The 19,833-nt window shown below is 43.1% G+C and carries 14 protein-coding genes and 1 pseudogene; 3 read left to right on the top strand and 12 right to left on the bottom strand.

Annotated features, from left to right (window positions below; all coding sequences use genetic code 11):
* Positions 1–8: 8 nt before the first annotated feature.
* The gene (locus OPS28_RS13075) at positions 9–1,943 is read right to left on the bottom strand and encodes an acyltransferase family protein (RefSeq protein ID WP_265609912.1); all 1,935 of its coding nucleotides are present in this window, start codon (positions 1,941–1,943) and stop codon (positions 9–11) included.
* A gap of 193 nt (positions 1,944–2,136) precedes the next feature.
* Positions 2,137–4,140: an amidohydrolase family protein gene (locus OPS28_RS13070; protein WP_265609911.1), complete on the bottom strand. Its 2,004-nt coding sequence runs from the start codon at positions 4,138–4,140 to the stop codon at positions 2,137–2,139.
* 212 nt (positions 4,141–4,352) lie between these two features.
* Here OPS28_RS13070 and OPS28_RS13065 point away from each other — a divergent pair, with 212 nt between their 5' ends.
* Positions 4,353–4,619 (top strand): hypothetical protein, encoded by a 267-nt coding sequence (locus tag OPS28_RS13065; protein WP_265609910.1) that lies wholly within the window; start codon positions 4,353–4,355, stop codon positions 4,617–4,619.
* A gap of 146 nt (positions 4,620–4,765) precedes the next feature.
* Positions 4,766–6,250: a bifunctional 2-methylcitrate dehydratase/aconitate hydratase gene (locus OPS28_RS13060; protein ID WP_265609909.1), complete on the top strand. Its 1,485-nt coding sequence runs from the start codon at positions 4,766–4,768 to the stop codon at positions 6,248–6,250.
* 10 nt (positions 6,251–6,260) lie between these two features.
* On the opposite strand, the gene OPS28_RS13055 is transcribed toward OPS28_RS13060, so the two are convergent.
* Together OPS28_RS13055 and OPS28_RS13050 are read right to left on the bottom strand one after the other, a co-directional pair.
* Positions 6,261–7,442 carry an HD-GYP domain-containing protein gene (locus OPS28_RS13055; RefSeq protein ID WP_265609908.1) on the bottom strand — a complete coding sequence of 394 codons (1,182 nt, stop codon included), beginning with the start codon at positions 7,440–7,442 and terminating at the stop codon, positions 6,261–6,263.
* A 179-nt stretch (positions 7,443–7,621) separates the two neighbouring features.
* A pseudogene (locus OPS28_RS13050) lies at positions 7,622–7,915 on the bottom strand (DUF1989 domain-containing protein).
* Between the two features lie 562 nt (positions 7,916–8,477).
* Between OPS28_RS13050 and OPS28_RS13045 the strand changes: the two are divergent.
* Positions 8,478–8,795 (top strand): hypothetical protein, encoded by a 318-nt coding sequence (locus OPS28_RS13045; protein ID WP_265609907.1) that lies wholly within the window; start codon positions 8,478–8,480, stop codon positions 8,793–8,795.
* A 231-nt stretch (positions 8,796–9,026) separates the two neighbouring features.
* Here OPS28_RS13045 and OPS28_RS13040 read toward each other — a convergent pair whose 3' ends face one another.
* The 8 genes from OPS28_RS13040 to OPS28_RS12995 form a co-directional block, all read right to left on the bottom strand.
* Complete coding sequence (locus OPS28_RS13040) at positions 9,027–10,214, bottom strand: serine hydrolase domain-containing protein (RefSeq protein ID WP_265609906.1); 1,188 nt, start codon at positions 10,212–10,214, stop codon at positions 9,027–9,029.
* Entirely contained in the window at positions 10,214–11,743 is a 1,530-nt protein-coding gene (locus OPS28_RS13035) for a M56 family metallopeptidase (RefSeq protein WP_265609905.1), read from the bottom strand. The genes OPS28_RS13040 and OPS28_RS13035 overlap by 1 nt, the downstream gene beginning before the upstream one ends.
* 8 nt (positions 11,744–11,751) lie before the next feature.
* Positions 11,752–12,132 (bottom strand): BlaI/MecI/CopY family transcriptional regulator, encoded by a 381-nt coding sequence (locus OPS28_RS13030; protein WP_265609904.1) that lies wholly within the window; start codon positions 12,130–12,132, stop codon positions 11,752–11,754.
* A gap of 234 nt (positions 12,133–12,366) precedes the next feature.
* Positions 12,367–14,805: a S8 family serine peptidase gene (locus OPS28_RS17005; RefSeq protein WP_269468692.1), complete on the bottom strand. Its 2,439-nt coding sequence runs from the start codon at positions 14,803–14,805 to the stop codon at positions 12,367–12,369.
* A 677-nt stretch (positions 14,806–15,482) separates the two neighbouring features.
* On the bottom strand, positions 15,483–16,034 hold the full coding sequence (locus OPS28_RS13010; protein ID WP_265609903.1) for a carboxymuconolactone decarboxylase family protein: 552 nt from the start codon (positions 16,032–16,034) through the stop codon (positions 15,483–15,485).
* 246 nt (positions 16,035–16,280) lie between these two features.
* On the bottom strand, positions 16,281–16,871 hold the full coding sequence (locus OPS28_RS13005; RefSeq protein ID WP_265609902.1) for a hypothetical protein: 591 nt from the start codon (positions 16,869–16,871) through the stop codon (positions 16,281–16,283).
* A 218-nt stretch (positions 16,872–17,089) separates the two neighbouring features.
* The gene (locus tag OPS28_RS13000; RefSeq protein ID WP_265609901.1) at positions 17,090–17,629 is read right to left on the bottom strand and encodes an isochorismatase family protein; all 540 of its coding nucleotides are present in this window, start codon (positions 17,627–17,629) and stop codon (positions 17,090–17,092) included.
* A gap of 542 nt (positions 17,630–18,171) precedes the next feature.
* Positions 18,172–19,650 (bottom strand): hypothetical protein, encoded by a 1,479-nt coding sequence (locus tag OPS28_RS12995; RefSeq protein ID WP_265609900.1) that lies wholly within the window; start codon positions 19,648–19,650, stop codon positions 18,172–18,174.
* Positions 19,651–19,833: the final 183 nt, after the last annotated feature.

The following is a 19,833-nucleotide window of genomic DNA, read 5'->3' as shown; positions in this document are numbered from 1 at the left end:
AAAGTGAGCTATGGTTGATTCTCTGCTAAAGTAGAAAAGTGCGTTTGCATTATCATATCAGCCAAAATAGAAGCCCCATGAACTGACGGGTGGTTATCATCTAAGTAAAGAGATTTGCCAGCGTCAACTGCATAGCAGTCTTCGCGGCTACAAAAAGCATCACGAGAATTAATAAACGCGACGTTGGCTGGATAATTCGCTTGCTCAAAATGCGCTAAAATCACTTTGTTTCGGCGCTGATAGTAATCGGTATCCGTGCCCTTGACCTGGGTAATTTCGGCGTTAGTGGCGTGAGCCTGGGTTATCAATGTGCGCAATTCCCTACGAATTTCTGGTACGGGCAGCATGACATAAACATTCTGCTTGTTCTTGGCAAGTTGGATAATAGCGGCGTCCAGTGAGTCGAGAATGCGCTGAACCCGCTCCATATTCTCTTGCGGCGGCACATCGGGGTAGGACTCGGCATGGTCGCCAAATAATGTCCATGAAAATCGATGACTAATAACGACGTGTTTAATCTTGTCATCCTGCTGGATATCTTCAAATGCTTCCTGATACCAGCGCGTACATTTACTCATGCCTATTTCCTGTAACAACGATGGCGGGCAACCTGAAAAACTATATTGACGTAAACCCTCATTTCGTTCCTTCAAGCGTCTGGCCAGCGCATAGGACAATTCCACCGAATGACTATCACCTAACACCGCCCACTTTGCGTTTTTATCCACATAATCACACGCTGAATTGGCGGGAGGTTTGTATTCATGTAAATGACATTGGTCTCTGAACGGGCTATGTTTCGCCGTTTTGAGGGTGTTAACCGTTGTCTCGTCAAAACGGTTCATTAGCCCATTTTGTGTCAACACTATTAGCCCCACCGCACACAGAGAGGCGGCAATCCATAGCGGTTTTGCTTTCCAGGCGTTTTTTAATTGACTGATGGAGGGCCAGTTAAATTGTTCTACATATCGATAGCTAAGCCAGCCCAAAATAATGGATAAAGGTATGCCTATCGCCCACCAATAGGCTATTTCGTATTGGTATCCTAAGACAGCAATCGGCCAGTGCCACAAGTAGATTGAGTAAGACCACCTACCTAACGCTTGAAACACACTATTATTGGTCACCATGTTAGACTGCACATTAGCCAGTATCACCATCAACGTCCCCCCCACTGGTAGCAACGCTGCATACCCGGGCCAGGGTGTTTTGTTATCGATGATGACATACGCAAGGGCAATGAACGCTAAACCGGTGAAATTGATTAATCGGGCAAAAGACTTTGACAAAGACATACTATAAAGGGCGGCCACTCCCCCGATAGTCAGTTCCCATGCCCTTGCCGAAAGTAAAAAATAGGAGGCATTAGGCCAATGGATAGACGAATAGACACTGAATGCAAAGAAGGCCGCGGTAAGCAGAATGATAACTTGTTTTAGCTGTGCAAAAGATGCAAGTGGCTTTAACCCTAATAAAATAAGCGGGTAAAGGATATAGAATTGCCATTCCACCGCCAAAGACCAAGTATGCAACAACCACTTTGAATGAGAAGCGCTATCGAAGTAGCCCGATTCAAGCCAATACATGAAATTCGATATAAAGGTCACGCTGCCAGCAGCGTGTTTACCTAATGCAGTGTAGGCAGTTGGCAACAAATAGAACCAACCAAAAATCATTACAACACCACACAGTAATGCCAGTGCAGGGATAATCCGGTTTGCTCTGGCAATGTAGAATTTGGTCAAGCTGAATGTATCTTTTTCCATTCCGCGAAAAATGATACTGGTCATTAAAAAGCCTGATATTACAAAGAACACATCGACGCCAGCAAAACCGCCGGGTAATAAAGACGGGGCGAAATGGAAGATTACTACGGCAATTACAGCGATGGCGCGTAAGCCGTTTATGTCATACCTGAAATTCACTGCATTCACTTTGCTCATTGAATCGCAATGATATAAGCAATAAGCGCACCCTTTGTAGTGAGGTTTACATTAATATTGATTCGCAACCAAGGGTGGCCAGCGTCTAGAAAAAGGAATGTCACTCAATTAGGTGCGTTGAGAAATGCATGTGGTGGCGGTAAAGAATGAAATGTGGGATGCACCTGAATAAGTAACATCCCAACCGTGGTAGTTAAAGCGCAGGGGAAGAAACAAACGGTGTTACACCAATTGCCTGGTAAATTTCTTCAGGCTTAAATACTTGTTCACCTTTGATAACCAAGGTAGCGTTACGCAAGGTACGGATATCGTCAAGCGGGTTTCCTTCGACCAAAACCAGATCAGCCACCTTACCTTCTTCAATTGAACCCGTTTTATGCGCCACGCCCATAAGCTTTGCACTATCAATTGAGGCCATGTTCAGAACATCTGCTGCAGGAATACCCGCATCGACGTAAAGTGCTAACTCTCTTATTAACGTAAAGCCAGCAATATTATCTGTTCCCGGAACAATCGGAACGCCAGCATCATATAATTTCTTGAGCATTTTCTGCATGGCTTCGCCTGATTTTTGATAGCTGGTTTTAAAGTTTTCTTCCACATGCATCTGAGCGCCTTTTAACCCCCGAGTAAAGTTAACCGGCATATTAGGTGCGATATCTTCAAATTCACGATCAACTTTTTGATTTTCTGCCATCAACAAGCTTCTAAATGTAGAAATTGTTGGGTCAACTACAATATTCTCATCGGCAAGAAGTTTGATGAATTCGTTCATTTCTGGACTGTCCATCGGCAAGGCTGCTGCTTGCTCACCCATTAATGAAAAACGCTGTTTAGTGCGGGTATCAACTTCTTCTCCGGCTAAGAAATTAAGAAAGAGCATGTTGATATGTTGGATTTCATCGTATCCATTTTTTACTGCTTGCTCAGCAGTCATGAAGGCTGGAACGTGACCACTTAAGCGCAACCCGCGACTGTGCGCACGTTCTGCAATCGGCTTTACCCATTTCGGATCGATAGAGGAGTAAAGCTTTACTTGGACATAGCCATTGTCGGCAAAAAAGTCCACCGTTTTTAAAGCTTCTTCCAGCGATTTGACACTTAAGCCCGCGGAGTTTTCACTGTATTGGTCCATAAAACCAGCTCGATAAACGCGCGTTCCCAGCACTTTGTTGGTATCATACAGCGTCTCAATTTCTAGAATATTCTCATGTTTATTGCCCATGTCGCGAACACTGGTTACCCCATTAGCGATATTTAAAATGCCATTGTTCTTGGACAGATGGCCGTGCATATCCCAGAGGCCAGGGATAAGCGTTTTATTTTTCCCATCGACTATTTTATGGCTGACTTTATTGTCAATTTGTTTGGCAACCTCGACAATTTTGCCATTCTTGATTAACACGTCATGATTTTCGAGCAACTTCTTGTTTTTACTGTCAAAAACGGCCACGTTTTGTATAAGGAGTGACTCGGGGGTATGTGTTAGCTTTTTCGCCAGGTTTTCCAGAAACGCTTGCTCAGCGTCTTCCTGTATCTTTTTAAGTTCGTCAAATTGCGCTTTGCTGAAACCATCTCTAATAACGTACATAGGGCCAAAGCTTTTGGCAAAAAAGTTACCTTTGTCATCATACCACGCAAAGTTGGGGGTTAATCCTAACCCGCTGGCTGCAACCAAATGAACAGTTTGATCGTTCAGTTGTCGCGTTGCCAACTTCTCAATTAACATTTTACCTTGCGGATAAACGTCGAGCTCGTATTGGTTATTTTCAAACGCATAACGCATGGTAGCGTTATCCATGGCCAGGTTGATGGAAGACGGAGAATAGAAATCGACAGTGTCATCCGCCTTTTTACCAGACTCGTTTAGGCTTTCCCACTTTGCCACACCATTATTGTATTTAAACATTTCGTCAATCGGTGCGCCAAAAGGGGAGGTTCCTTTAAGCGTCAGCTTTACAGGCACCCCATCGGCATTTAACGTAAGGTTTTCGTCAATTAAAACGCGCCGGTTGTTCCAACCAAACTCTATTTTGGCCGTGAAATTTTGCTCATCAACTTTTTCTTGTACGAGCGTACCAGCTAGTCCCTTTTCAGAATAAACGTTATTGGTAATTGTTTGAGCCCATAGGGTATAGGATTGTAAGCCGAACGCGCCCAATACCAGCGCCGACTTAATTACATTTTGCATTTTCATTATATAGTCTTCCATTTGTGCAAATTCAGTTTTGATATTACAGCAATTTACTTGTTTACGAAGTAACAGCCCTTGCTTTACAGGAATAACTTTGTTTCAAAGTGTGTGCTTTAAGATAATGTACGTATTAGACAAAAGTATAAGAAAAATATTCAGCCGCAGAAATAAGCAAGGTATACTAGACATTCTATTCATATGCGAAGTAACTATCAGTGAAGCTCGTAACGTTTTCAGTCATCTTGATTAGTCTGGTAACTGCACCCGCAGGAGCCGATGAATGCACAGCTATACTGGATATCTACATTGAAGAGCTGAAAGCAAGTCTTGATGAACGCGTTGATTATTCGCAGCCTCAAATTGTTTCGAATACTGTAATAGAGTTAGAGTTTATTCAGAGGAACCGCAACATCGTCCCCGATTGCGAATTGAGGGAGAGCATCCTTATCATTGATCCTTCCGATATTGACGACGAGAACTAAGCAAATCACTGACGTGGTGTACGAAACATTTCCTTTTTACTTTTTACTTTTTACTTTTCACTTTTCACTTCTCCTACTTACTCATCCATAGTTAACATATTCCGTACAAAAGGCTATGACTTTCCTTGTATTAATGGAGCTACGGAATGAATAGCAGAGGCGTCAGGCGTAATCGCACTGAGTACGATCAGGTAATCCAAGATATTGCAGACTATGTCGTCAATTACGAAGTAACCTCGCCAGAAGCGCTTGATACAGCGCGAAACTGCCTGATGGATACGATAGGTTGCGGTCTACTTGCACTTCGATTCCCCGAATGTACTAAACACCTCGGCCCGCTGGTAGCAGGAACAATAGTTCCGCACGGAGCACGAGTTCCAGGTACGCAATTTTGTCTCGATCCGGTTAAAGCTGCATGGGATATTGGCTGTATCATTCGCTGGTTAGATTTTAACGATACCTGGTTAGCGGCAGAGTGGGGCCATCCTTCTGATAACCTGGGTGGAATTCTAGCTGTGGCTGATCATCTTTCTCAATTGCGATTGTCAAAAACCGAACTTCCTTTGACCATGCATGATGTATTAGTGGCGATGGTTAAAGCGCATGAAATCCAAGGCGTAATTGCATTAGAAAATAGCTTTAACCGCGTAGGGTTATGCCACGTCTTACTTGTACGTATTGCATCCGCTGCGGTGGTAACACATATGATGGGGGGAAATCGTGAACAGATCATGGTGGCACTGTCCCATGCGTGGCTAGATGGCTCAGCGCTGAGAACCTATAGACATGCACCCAATACCGGTTCGCGTAAATCGTGGGCAGCGGGTGATGCGACTTCTCGGGCGGTGCGCTTAGCAGACATAGCAATGCGAGGCGAAATGGGCATTCCCAGTGTACTGACTACACCGCAATGGGGGTTTTACGACGTTGCGTTTAGCCATTCCAATAAGGACCTTACCGTTAAACCTGAAACCCAGCGTAAATTTTCGTTTAAGCAGGATTACGGCACCTATGTGATGGAAAATATCCTATTCAAATTAAGCTTTCCTGCAGAATTTCACGCTCAAACAGCCTGCGAAGCGGCAGTGAAACTGCATCCTCAGGTAAAAAATCGTATTGATGACATTGAGCGAATTGAAATTACTACACATGAGTCAGCGATTCGAATTATTTCTAAACAGGGTGAACTGGTGAATCCCGCGGACCGCGATCATTGCTTGCAATATATGATTGCTGTCCCTTTGTTGTTAGGTAAACTTGAAGCAGAACATTACGAGGATAGTTTCCATGCAAGCCATCCTCAAATCGACGTTTTGCGCCAAAAAATGGAGGTAATGGAAGATAAGTGCTACAGCGCAGAGTATCTTGAACCGGACAAGCGTTCCATCGCCAACGCTGTGCAGGTGTTTTTCAGTGATGGCACACGTACCGATAAAGTCGAGATAAAGTATCCCATTGGCCACCGACGTCGGCGCAAAGAAGGGATACCACTTCTAGAACAAAAATTTAAACGCAACCTAGAGACGCGTTTTCCTGCCAGTAGATGCCAGCGGATACTTGAATTGTGTAGTGATCAAAAAGCGCTTGAGGCTACGCCTGTTAATAAATTTATGGATCTATTAACAATCTGAGTAAGTACACTCACGCCATTTTTTCATGAAACACCTTATGAAAGTCAATGCTTAACTGACTATCTTTAACCTGGCGAACAATTTTAATACTTTCAGATTTTGCTAGGTCAATTTCTTTCACCGCTAAGTAATGTTTCGATTTTATGGAGTAGAAGGGTTTTACTACCGGACGTAGAGGTGCATCCTTGTTTTCCTTAAACACCATAGCAACATGACCGTTAGATAACTCTACTAATGTGCCCTCAGGAAATATTCCATTGCATTTAATAAAGTGCTGCACCAAGGTGGTATCAAGTCTTGTCTGACTTTCAGAAAGTAAGATTTTAAGTGCTTGTTGGTGGGTCATCCCTGCTCTATAAGGTCGGTCAGCTGTTACGGCATCATAAACGTCGGCAATGGCAATCATACGGCCGAATTGACATATTTCATCGCCAGAAAGTTTCTTAGGGTAGCCTGAGCCATCCAGTCTTTCATGATGCTGGCCTACAATTTTAATAATTTTTTCCGGATAACCTTGCTGTTGCAAGTATTCCTCGCCTAGCTTGACATGACCCTTTATGACCTCCATTTCTTTTTTTGTTACCTTGCCTGGCTTAAAAAGTATCTCATCGGGTATGCGAATTTTTCCTACATCAATTAGAAAACCAGCAAGGCCCACATCTTGGACATCGCTAGCGGAGAGTTTCATGTGTTGGGCTAATTGAATTAGATGAACGGAAACATTTAGTGAGTGTTCCAGCAAATAGCTATCTTTTTTTCGTATACGCGTAGCACATCCCATCGCTGTGGGGTTAGACTCTATAAAGTCGACTACTAAATCTGTAAATTCCGCGGCGTAGGTGGCACTAAATGGTCTATTTTTCTTAATACTTTCATGAATAAGTTTTTGCAGCGACACACCTCTACTGTGTAGTCGCAGGGCTTTAGATACATCATTGCCAGAGGGTTTTGTTACTTTTGCAGAAGCGTTGACCGTTTCTAACGTGGTGCCTTCTTTTTCTGTTTTAGATTTCGACCGACTGGGATCGATAATTATCCGTTTTACGCCATTTTTGTTCAATAACTCAATCGTCGCCGCGGAATGGATGAAGCCACTATTTTTAATCGCAAGGTCGCCGTCCTGACGCACAAATTCGATAACGTACATGCCTACCTGTAAGTCATCAATATCAATTGTTTGGAACTGAGTCATACTGATTTCCGTATTTCACGAGTTTAGATCCTACAAATATGCGCGCTTGTGTCGAGTATTTCTGACCAAAAAAATATACTTTTAGGGAGGCAGAAATCACGAAGCAATATTTTCTAAAATCTCGCAGTTAATGGGTTTGTTTTTTTTAACATTGTTTGACTTTACAACAGAATATGCCGTTAGCCTGCAATCAAATCCATTTGCGCTTTAACAATAGTATAGTCGTCAGCTTTACTAGTGGGTTGAAGTACTGAAAGTTTACCTGCTAAGTTCAGTGTAACCTTCATAAAAATATTGAAGGTCGTACTGATAAAATATTCTGGAATGCTAAAGTGCTTTAAAGTAAAGACCGCATCTCCATGTCATTCAGGTAGGAAACTTTCGTTAAGATAAACACGCTTGAAGGTATCTTTGCTACAGGGGGTGAGCAATAAATCATGCTTCTTAACAGTATCTTCAACGATTTCCAGCATCATCTTATTCTAGTAAGAATGAAGAAGGTTACTTCTGCCGAAGTCGATTCCCTCATTATATTCCAATGTGCAGCCCGAGGATAGGAACTCTTGAGTTTAGGGTTGATTGAAGCGATAGATACCTGAAACTTGTTAGCGTCTAAAGTCGATAACTTGCAAAGATTAACTTGGTACCCATACGAAGGCTGTACTACTGGGGGGGCATTTTTGCTTTAGCCTTTATATTCCTAAGGTGTTTTGCTTCTTGATGCCAGAGCCGCCCGCTATTGCTAGGGTTATGGGCTCACTTCAATACGCGCAAGCTTTGGGTGCCTCGCCCTTGAGTAACAGGTATTTGGCAACTAGGAATAAGCATTTCTTATTTCCAAACGGGTCTAAGTAAGTAAAAGTCGAGGTTACGCCGCTCAGCGTAACTAAAAAAGTAATTGGATAAACGATGAAATAAAAAGGCTAGTTCGCATTTTAAGTGTAGACAATATCATCTGATTAAGGAATCTGATTTAATTAGGTGTTATAGATGAGTCGTTGCTGATGCAGATGATACGAAGAGGTTTATGGAAACATGTTCCGTATTTTAAAACACAAACTTGTTGCAAGTAAATTTAAACGGCATGGGTTAGGTATAATTGAGGATATTGCTGCTGAAAATTTTACCCGAATCGTTGAGTATCATAAATCGCGGGGATGGGAATTCTGTGGTTCTCCAAACCAGTTTAATTGGTCTAAAACGTGGACGGTGAAATTAAGAAAAGGAACCAGTGAGCTGAAACTTACGTGGCAGCCCCAATTTCAAGGCAATATTATCGGAATTAAGCGTATTTTAAATGGGGTAGCATCCCACTTCGGCTTGCATGTTCTCGATTGTCCAACTCATCGTTAAACCATGCGCCACCCATTCATATGAGAGGATTAATCTTTAACTGTGGTCAGGTTACGATTTACCATCGGCACTAATGCGTACTCGCTGGTGACGAAAAATTGCAGCATTATTCATAAGTTAGTTTGGGAGGGCTCCAATTAATAACAATTGAAGCCGTTCTAATCGTCACAATACCTAGTCTGCATGGGTTAATGAAATGTGCCTATTTCACTTCTCAATTGAGTTGATTACTCATAATGGCTCACGGGTATTCTCTGACAGAGAATGTTTAGCGTGGTAGAGTTTAAAAAGTAACGCTATAGACTCTTCGCGCGCTTTCCAAAAGTCTTTCGGGTCAGTGTTGGTTGCGTAGGCTAGTGCCGCGCGGTATTCGGGGATAATTACAATAAACGCTGTCGACGCTTTATGAGTAATACCGCCATGATGTATGACAGTAACTTTTTTGTTTTCAATGATTGGATCTTCAATCTGCTTAACCCGCCAACCTATGCTATACCCTTGCGGATTAATCTCACCATTATTCATTTTCACTGGTGTAAGGAGTAAAGACTGGGTATCTTCCGATATAAAATGGCTACCTGAAAACGCTTTCGCCATTTTCACTAAGTCACTTGGTGAAGAAATATAACCACCCCCGCCGAACAAGAAGCTACGATCACGCTTTGACACGGCAAGTTCAAACGTGCTCTCATCAATTTTTTTACTGTAATAAGTTGCCTCGCTTTGTTTCCCTGCCGAAGAGTCGTCCAATACTGTTGAGTGCATGCCCAACGGCGCGAAAACCTGTTTGGTCATATAATCGGTATAGGGTTGTTGGGCGGTTGTTTCAATCACTGCTGACAAAACCACATAACCCATCGACGTATACTGAAAACTAGTACCCGGAGTAAATTTAAGTGGCTTATCACTCACCAGTCCAATAGATTCAAATGGGCTGGCATGATCTCGCGGAGATTCGAACTCTCTATTATTACGTTCTTCCCAAGGACGCGAGATCCCAGCTGTATGGGATGCAAGTTGCTTAATACTTATCTGGTTATATTGGGGATAGTCGGTAAGGTAGTCAGCAACACTGTTATCTATGTGGAGTTTGTTGCTGTCTATCAAACGTGCCACGGCAAGGCCTGTCATAGGTTTAGCAAGACTACCAACCGAGTATTGCGTCTGAACTGACGCTTTCTTTTTCGATTCGATATCAGCAAAACCTACGGCGTCGGCAAATACTACTTTATCATCCAGTGATATTGCTAACGATAAGGAAGGAAGCTGGTATTGCTGTTGCCATTGTTTCATTTGGGATTTAATTTCGCTCGCAGCAGGTTGCGCTAATGAACCAGCCTGTAGCGGTGAAATAAATGCGGTCAGGCATAATAGCGCCCATAATGCGAAGGTGGGATGTATGAAAGATGTTTTTTTCATTATGTCTTTGCTCCTTGACGGATAAGATAGCTTTTGATCTCTTGTGTGTTTGCTTTACTTAAAGGGGAACGCCACTCTCTCTGTGTAAATTTGTTAGCAAAAACGCCTAAATTGACATCGGCACCGTGTTCAACAAGAAGCTTCACCATTTCTTCATGACCCTTCCACGAGGCTTGTATTAAGGGTGTTTCATCTCCCTTTACTAAGGCATTCACGTTTGCGCCATTGTTTAACAGTAGTTTTGCGATTTGCTGGTGATTACGTTTTGCAGCGATAATAAGTGGGTTGCCATCACCATAAGAGGGCTGGTCTACGTCCGCTCCCATGCGAATGAGTGCTTTAACCATATTGATATTATTTTGACGTGTGGCAATCATCAGCGCGGTGCCATCACCCGTTAGCGGTACGTTAATATCGGTTCCACGGTTAATTAGAAATTCCACCAGTTCCTCATCATTTTGGGCCACTGCATGAATGAGCGTTTGACTTTCCCCGTTATCCAGTCTCGCGAATTGCTTGGCATCTCGCGCAACGTCGGCGGCATTGACTTCTGGTATCAGGTTAATAACAGCTAGACCGGTGGTAACACATAATGTTAAACAGCCTGCGACAATTGAATACAATCGGGTCTGTTTCGCAGCTTTATGTTCAAGTACGCTAGTCACGCGGTAGGCTAAGTCTTTTTTCTTACTAAAAAGTCCCATAGACAAAATATTCTCCTGAGTCGAAAGCATCAATTTGGCGCTGTCTACTAAAGACTGAGCATAATGCTTTGAATTTTTTAAATTGCGAACTGCTCGAATGTCGCATGACAGTTCACGGTAGATGTGAATCTTATGGTTGAGGGAGCGTACAACCGGGCTCCACCAAAAAATGAGGGCTAGTACTTCCTGCAGCGCACCCACCCACAAATCGCCGCGTTGGATATGCGCTTTTTCATGCAACAGGATGGGCATCAACTGCTGTGAAACCATGTGTTTTATAAATTTATCTGGCAATACGATTACTGGGTTGAATATCCCAATTGCCATCGGGGAAGACGCGTTGGGGGAGCACACCACCGGGATATCGTTAAATTTTTCTATCGACGTGGGTGAAGCTGACTTTTTGAGTCTGATTGCGCGAACATAAGCCCGACCAACCTGGCAAGCCCTCCATAAAATACCGACTAGCCATAGTGCGCCCAGCAGCAAAATTGCATTCGAAAGGGAGTAAGCTAATTCAGCCGGTAAATGCCAATTTGTATCATCACTAAGTTGAGGTAGGCCAGCTGAAAACGCACCAGGGTCAGCTTCTAACTTACTTTCGTAACCTTGTAAGGTTGGATTTTGTTGTGGTTTGCTCGATATAGATAAGGATGTAAAAGGTAACAGTATCGCCAGTAGAAAGGCGGTTAACCATAACCAACTTTTTGTCTCAGCTGAGAGCTCAAATAGTTTTGAGACTAATAGCAATAGTACTATCAGAACGGATCCAATTCCTAAATGATATACCCCTAAGGTAAGTAGAACGGTCGATTCAGCAATCATACACCCACCTAATCTTTCGATTTATCAATTTGCGTTTGAAGCGACTCCAGATCTTCTAATTTAATATCGGTGTCTTTAATCAGGTGCTGGGCTAGGAGTTCGGGTGAATTGCCAAAAAACTTAGAAAGAAGCGTGCTAAGCGCACCTTTGCGCGCATCGGACTGCGAAATTTTTGCCTTGTACAAAAACGCCCGACCTTCTTTACGAAATTCTGCATAATCTTTATCGACCAATATCCTACAGAGAGTTTGGGCGGTGGTGTAAGCTGTAGGACGCTTTTCGGATAAACAGGCTGCGATTTCTTTAACCGACATTTCGTTATGTTCCCACAATAATTGCATTATTTCTTGTTCTGCGTCGGTGAGTTGCTGTGATTTTTTTCTGGCCATGACCCATTCCTACTAATTAATTAGTATTTAATCTAGTAACAATTCAGGAAATTATCAACTAATTAATTAGTTTTTTAGCAAAAAAACACCTTATGGTGTGAGGGTAATCCTATGTTGTTGAATCTAAGGCTAAAATTTCTGTGTTTAGAGGGGGGGAGCAAAAGGCTTGAGGACATGCCCAAGCCTTTTAAGTTAATGCCGACCACCGTCGGCATAATGGAATCCTTAATTTACTTAAGGTTGATAAGACGTATTTAACGTTAGTCCTGAGAACGAACTGTAAGCACGAATACCTATGTGCCATGTACCCGCTTGCGGGTTGTTAAACGAACACGTTTCTTCGTTTCCTGTTTCAAAAGGACGGCAATCATAGGTAGATGTTGTGGGTTGGCTGCCGCGACGAATGTATAAGTCTGCGTCACCTGAACCACCTGTAATTGAAAAGTCTAACGTGGCCATACCAGTGGGCACTTCTAACGTGTAGTACTTCCAGTTATTTGTGGTAGCTGAAATATTGGTCACTTGCCCAGTTGCACCTTGATTTCCAGTGCCAGCAGTATCGTAATCAGCCACTAACTGAGCGCCAGAAAATGCCGAATATCCGATAACTTTTACATAGTAAGTGCCGGTAGAGGGTGAGGTGAAATTACAGTTTTCTGTATTACCAGACTCCCAAGAACGACAGTTATAGGAAGACGTAGTTGGGGCGCTGCCAAATCTTACATACAAATCGGCATCTCCAGAACCGCCAGACATCGCAAAGGAAAGGTTAGAGGCACCCGAGGGCACAGAAATGGTAAACTCTAGTTCCTGGTCTTTCGAACCAGAAAGGTTAGTTTTCGCTACACCTTTTACTAACGTTTCGGGGCCAGAACCACAATTTGTAGCCATGTAGTCAGAGGCCGCTTTAGTTTGCACCATGCCGTAACCGGTGCGGTTGTCACGCCCAGCCACGTCTAAGTCATCGGCAGTAGCAGAAAGCGCGGTGCGCACTTCTGCTGCGGTACAACTTGGGTTTTTACTCCACGCTAGCGCCGCTACGCCTGCGACGTGGGGAGTAGCCATTGATGTACCGTTGTAATACGCATAATCGGTATTACCTGCTACTTGCAACGTTGCCGTGGTCCCCGCTGCAGCTGTGAGTTGCTGACCTAACGTACGGTTAACCGACACGGTAGGCATGTCCACCATGCCCGTGTCATCCACTAAGAATGGGTTTTGTAACCCGGGACGCGCAGCGTTACTATAAACTACCACACCTGCCGCGCCAGCATCAGCACACGCTTTTGCAGGATCAACTTCTGGATAGGAGCTTCCTACCTGATTAGCGTGACGTTCAGCTACACAGATTTTACCACTCATATTGCCACAGCTATAGCTGGTACCAGAGCGAGAACAGGCACCGATAACACCGGAAACCGTACCGTTGACGTTAGTTACTGTATAATCCGGACCACTTTGAATATAGCGGGTCTGCGGTAAGACACGATCGTCACCAGTGGTGCTGCCACTAAAAGTGATAAAACCCTGTCTGCCGTCGTTTACGCCGACTGGGGAAAGAATTGCTTCACCAGGACCTGCTACTTCAACTTGGTTAGTAAACTGAGAAAATTCTGCATGCTGACCCGATTCATCAACCGCCGCAACCGAAATAACTGAGTCATACGATGCTGGATAGGAGTGAGTCGAGTCTCCTGCGTTCCCCGCAGCGGCGACAAGTAAAATGCCATTGTCGTAGAAGTTTTGCAGTGCGTTTTGTTCAGTGGTAGAAGAATTTGGACCACCTAACGACATATTCACTACTTTGGCGCCCGCGTTATCGCACTTCTGAATAGCCGAAACTAAGTCACTACTATAGCCCCAACCCGATTCGTTAAACACTTTGATGATATGAAGATTAACTGTCTGGTTCGGTAGTACCCCAACAACACCCTGGGTGTTGTTGATTGCAGCGATGGTTCCAGCAACGTGAGTACCATGAGAGCCGCCTGGAGTTGACCATGCTCCCGTGCCACTGTCACTCGTGCCGCTTACCATGTTTCCACTTAAATCAGGGTTGTTTATGTCATAGCCTGAGTCAATGATACAAACCGTCATATTTGATGCTTCATTGTCTGAAACCTGATCAGCCTGTACGGCGCTAATGCCCCACGGTTGAGTTTCAGCCATTAAATAGCGAAGAGGATCGATTTCAGCAAACTTAACTTTTTTGTTCTTACGCAGTTTTGCCACAATAGCTTTGGCAGCTTTGTGATCCATCTTTCTATCAAGCTTTAAGGTTAGCTTTGTTTTGCCAAGCGCTTTGCCCACGCGAAGTTTTTTACCTGAGCTCATTTCTAATTCAGCAAGGACTGAACGGGACTTGCCAAGTCTTCTTTTAGCTGGATCCGCTCCATTTGTTTCTGCCTTTAAATTGCCAGCATCTACCGAGGCGCGAAGTGCCTCAGTAGCTATTGATTCATTAGCAAACTCTACGATGATTTGATCGGTTACAGCAGCATGCGCACGTTGTTTTTTCGATTTATACCACGTGGCGAAATCAGGGCTAACATTACTGGCTTTTTGCGATTTTTGAGCCTTCACTTCTTTGATTTGTGAAGTCTCTGCAGAAGAGACACTGGACAAACAGGCGAGTGCAATCGCACTGGCACATGCAGTGAATTTGAATTTCATATTATTTTATTCCTTCTAAAACAACTACCTTCGTTGGATTTATATCCAATCTTTTTAGGTGATAGTCTTGTTTATTTACACTTGTTGAGTTGAGTGCTGAGCTCGTATGAACTCCATACTACGGAGCGGAGTGTCATTAACGATTAACAACGGAAAAAGTTGCTTACACAGTACCGATTAATATTAGAAAAACCTTATCTGACATCTTATCCTTGAGGAGAGAAAAACATTTTTCAGGACGATTTTTAACCGTCGCTTCATACTATTGCGTGAATGAAATTAAAATGCAATATTATTTAACGTTATAGTGATAGTTGTAATTTTCGCTCAATTTATAGACGAAATACTTCAGCGGCAACCTCAGAGGCAACAAAAATATCTCTGCCTTAAGCGTGTAAAGGATGAAAGTGGAAAAACTAAGCGCGCGTTGGCGGGTTAAACTAACTTCAAACTACGTAAATATTTTTTGCGGTTAGGCTACCCCGCTAATAGAGGTAACATGATGTAAAAAATATTCATTAATATTTATGTATTTTTTTATCACTATTATGCGGTAGTCGCGATAAGAAAAATCAACGTAGCGTTGAGTGCGAGCAAAGATGTGGTGTATTAACCTGCTAAGCACTCAAGCCATGCAAAATTAACATTCCGTCAATCGAGACGTGCTAGTTATTTTATTATTCTTTTCTCCATTTAAAATCTTTGAAAGCGTCATCTAACGGTGTTTGTGCGAGATTATTGATGTAATTGCTCATGATTTTCTGACACATTACACACACAATTTCTAACAGATGTTGATGTGTATAGCCTGCTAGATAAAAACGTTCGCGTTCATTATCAGAAATATTTGAACGGTTACGCAGTATTGAAAGCGTGGTATCGCGTAGTGTTTCTAACTTGTTGTCCGGAAGGGGCTTCTCTTCACGCAAAGCTGAGATAATTTTATCATCCACTTCCATTTTCTTCCCGATAGCAGTATGGGCTGGCACGCAGTATCCACAGCCATGTTCAACGCTAACACTTAGCCAAACTACCGTCAGCTCGTCTTTGGTAAAAGATGTTTGCTGGGCAAGATTGTGCAGTGTTTGATAGGCTTCGAGTGTTGCCGGTGACTCGGCCATAATGCCGTGAAGATTAGGTACCATACCCATTTCTTGTTCTGACTTTTTAAGCAAAGGCTGAGAATCCGCGGGTGCTGAATCCTTAGTATGTATGGTGAAAGTAGTCATAGATACACCTTTTATGTTTACGTTAAAAATGTTGTTAAGTGTAGACATAAACTGAGCCTTCGCAATGACCCGGTCTGGAATATTAACGCTATGAGGGTATTGGCAAACTCTGTGTCCGCCCTATTAAGAGCTGTCCGGGAGCATACGTTTAGGCAAAATAAAGCTTAAAGGGGCGCGTGTAACGAGGCGAAGATTACGCTTTTGTAAAGTTCCTCTTCGCCAATAAATCACCATCTCTTCTGAACGTTACTCTGCTCCCCACGCGGCTGGTGGTGTCTCAGTGGGTTTCGTTAAGTCAAAGTCTACACGAAACTCTCGGCCTTCCCGTACGAGTTGATAGCTAAAAATATCTGGGTAAACAAACATCTTCCAAATGTTATGAATAGATTGTGGTAACCCTTTTTCAGCGAACATCCATTTCGTATAAGCATCAGCAGGGAAGGCCTGTACCTGGTTAAAGCCAGGTTCAGTTGTTACGCCGCCATACATTGTTAGTGGATCCTCGCTACCATCTTCGTGACGGTGGTCATGCTTTAAACGTAAACCACTACCGGTACGGGTAATAATCCAGGTGCGGGAATGGTCTTCGCCGACATGAAAGGGAATATTAATTTGTTTGTCATCGCACTTACTTACGTGCATAACAAGCGACTTATTTTTGAATGTATCTGAATTAGTGGTATCGGCTACCACTTTACCGGTGAAGGCCTGCCCACATAAGGCGGTTAAAGCATCAAAAAATGCTTGATGAGACGGATGTGAAGTTAGTGAGGGTTTGGTAGCCGATGCTTGTAACGATGCAAGGGTTAAAATAGTCAGTAGTACAGCGCTTTTCATTTCTGTTCGCCTTTGTTATTAGATTTGCGCGTTACTATAGCGTAAACCGGCGACGATATCGGCTGCTTTCTTCTGATAGAAGTGTACCGATTTAAACGGGGGAAGTACGCCGTGTCCATTAAGCCTCACTAGGCTTCTGTATAAACGCTTAAATTCATATTTGAGCATTTTGTATGACTGGCTAGATGGCTGAAAACTATCGGCTACGTTCTTATAGTTTATTTAATAATGTTCAACACATCTCTAAAATATTCGTTTTTACTACTTTTCATGACTTCAAACATCGCCATTTCTAAAGTCGTAATATTAGCGCCAACTCGTCGCATATTTTCGATGGCTAACTGGATACATGGCTGGTGCCTTGAGGAAATACAATCGGCGACTACCTCAACACTGAAACCTTCACCTAGTAACCCTTTAACCGTTTGATACACACATATATGCGCTTCGATGCCCGCTACCAACCAGTTTTGCTTATTAAGCGTCTGAATACGAGACTTTATGTGTTCTTCGTCTAGCGCATTAAAGCTATGTTTCTCGATAGGGTTGAAAGACTGTACGCTATTTTTTATCGCAGGTGCGGTTGGACCTAAGCCATGCGGATTTTGTTCAAGTATGACTATCGGGATAGACAAAATCTCACAACTTTTTACCAACTTAGAGATATTCGTCATCATGCTTTGGCTATTGGACACCAGTTCAGCCAGTTTGCCTTGAACATCTATTATCAGTAAGCCGCTGGTTTCAGCAGTAATCACTTTTGACACTCCTATCGAATCGCAAATATCGCCCAATTTTTTCTTGCTGCCTTATATGTATATTTCTATAGTCTAGACGTTTTGGGGTGTTCGTTATTTGGTTTTTACCATTAAAAGACTCCCACATACAGCGCGCACGCCTTGCATCTACTCTACGATTGTCGGCAACTATAATATCGTTGTTGATAATTGGGTCATTAATGGGGACGTGGACACTTTCGCAGTTAGTAAAATGGAGCTATCTAATCAGGAAAAAGAGAGGAATTTATTCAAACAAGCGCTGCCATCGGCTTAACTGGCAGTGATACGTACCACAGTTTCGTATGTTGCTTTAACCAACATTAACATAGATAGCATTCGCGTATCAGTTGGGGATAGAACTAAAGCAATGACATCAGGAACTACTTTTTGGCAGTAGCGCGATTACAGAAGTAATAGATGTGTCCTCAGCAGAGGCGTTCGGGTTTCATGTACACGCTTCGCATAAACCCTTTAAACGTCCAAAGGTTTACTGCACCTTTAGACGTAACCTCTAGTGGTAATTAGCTTTTCGCTTGAGGCCCTTTAGATTCGTCATCCCCCGAGCTTTCGCCTATGTACTCCCCTGGATAAAACTTATACAACCAGGCTTCAGCGAGCTGCCGCGACGTAAGAGGTTTTAAAAAGAAGTTTATTGGTACTCCGCAATCTCCTTCTATAGCTTTTGTGACATAGTCATCTAAAGCGGTCATCATCGAATTCGTGTCTATAACCTTGTTGTTGTCATTATCGTACTCGCCTAAACTCGATACCACACTCGTGATATAGGAGTTGTCGAGTTGCATAAATGATTCACCCGTTTTCGCTTGTGAAGCTTGCGACCCCATCGTATTTACCGAACCATCATTTGATCCCTGAATAGCCGAAAGTTGATTCATCACGTCTGTGGGATCGGGTTTAAGCGTCTGCACCGTGGTTTTAATGGTGTTAGACTTTATAGAGGGGATAATTCCCATCGTCACAAAACTGGCATGGGACTGTAAGTTTGACGTACTCAACAGATTTTTTAGACTGTTCGCAAACGAAGAGTCTAAGCCAAATTTTCCGGAGCTATTTGCCAAAAATAAATGCTCCTCAATTGAAGCGGACATTGACCCTGCAACAGAAGAAGAACTTTGTGATGAATCGCTTTTTTCATCCTGAAGAATGTGCACCATCCCTACAAAACTTGACCCATAGGTTGCCCCCGACAATAAATACATGCCTGCAGAATCCGAACCTTTACCGGCAATGACTTTTTGCATTGATTTAGGATCAGTTGTATCAATTTTTTTTCCTGGTACATACACGTTCCAGGCTCGAATCGCCTTTTCAGGATCCAATACAAACGGCGCAAACACGTCTGCTACTTTGTGGGTGCAGTTGGCGGTTATTACCAGCGTCCCCTCAATCTTATGACTAGAGTGCTGTGATTCCATCACCTTTTTAGCAGAAGCGCCTACCTGGGCTGCATAGGTTGGTGATAGAAAGGAAGACACCTGCGATGACACATAGCTTGCAACCGAACTGGAGTGGGCATCGGTGGAATCGGAATTAGATTCAAAACGAAAATATTGAGCGTCCATTACCATCGAGTCAGATGAAATGGGCATTTTTTTGATAGCCGATTTGTTGTAGTCCATGGGGCTTTCAACAGAAGAGCTTATTTGTTTTTGGGACATAGATTCACGCGCTGCTCGAATTTCAGGTAGCGCCTTAACAGTCTCCTGGGCGAGTGTGATCGCTGCTTTAGACATTTCTGATTTAACCGAATCAATCTCTTTTACAAGATTGTTCAGGTCGTCTTGGGCAACGTTCATATTGATCATTTCCTGCAATGTCATGTCCAAACTTCGTTTCGACAGAATGTAGGAATTTAATGCCTGCTGGGCTGCATCAACAGGTTTTTGAAGCTCTGCTATTTTAGTTAAATCATCGATTTTTGATTGGTCCACTACATTACCAAGAACCAGCGACGGATCGAACGGAATTGTCGATGGCATCGTTATTTTCTCCATTATTTGATTGGGGTAAATGTTTCCTAACAGCTTACAAAGCGTAGTAGAATTTTTTTAAAGGAAAGGTGAAACTTTTAAAGTCGGGTATAGTGCAGAATCTGGCTGGTCGCTAAGGCATTAAAACTAAATAGTATTTCAGACAATTAAAATTATATCGTGACGGGATAA

The sequence above is a fragment of the Alteromonas sp. ASW11-130 genome (genome assembly GCF_026183735.1).
Lineage (GTDB): Bacteria > Pseudomonadota > Gammaproteobacteria > Enterobacterales > Alteromonadaceae > Alteromonas.
Note: the sequence above shows the minus strand (reverse complement) of the source record. Positions and strands in the feature narration are given on the sequence as shown.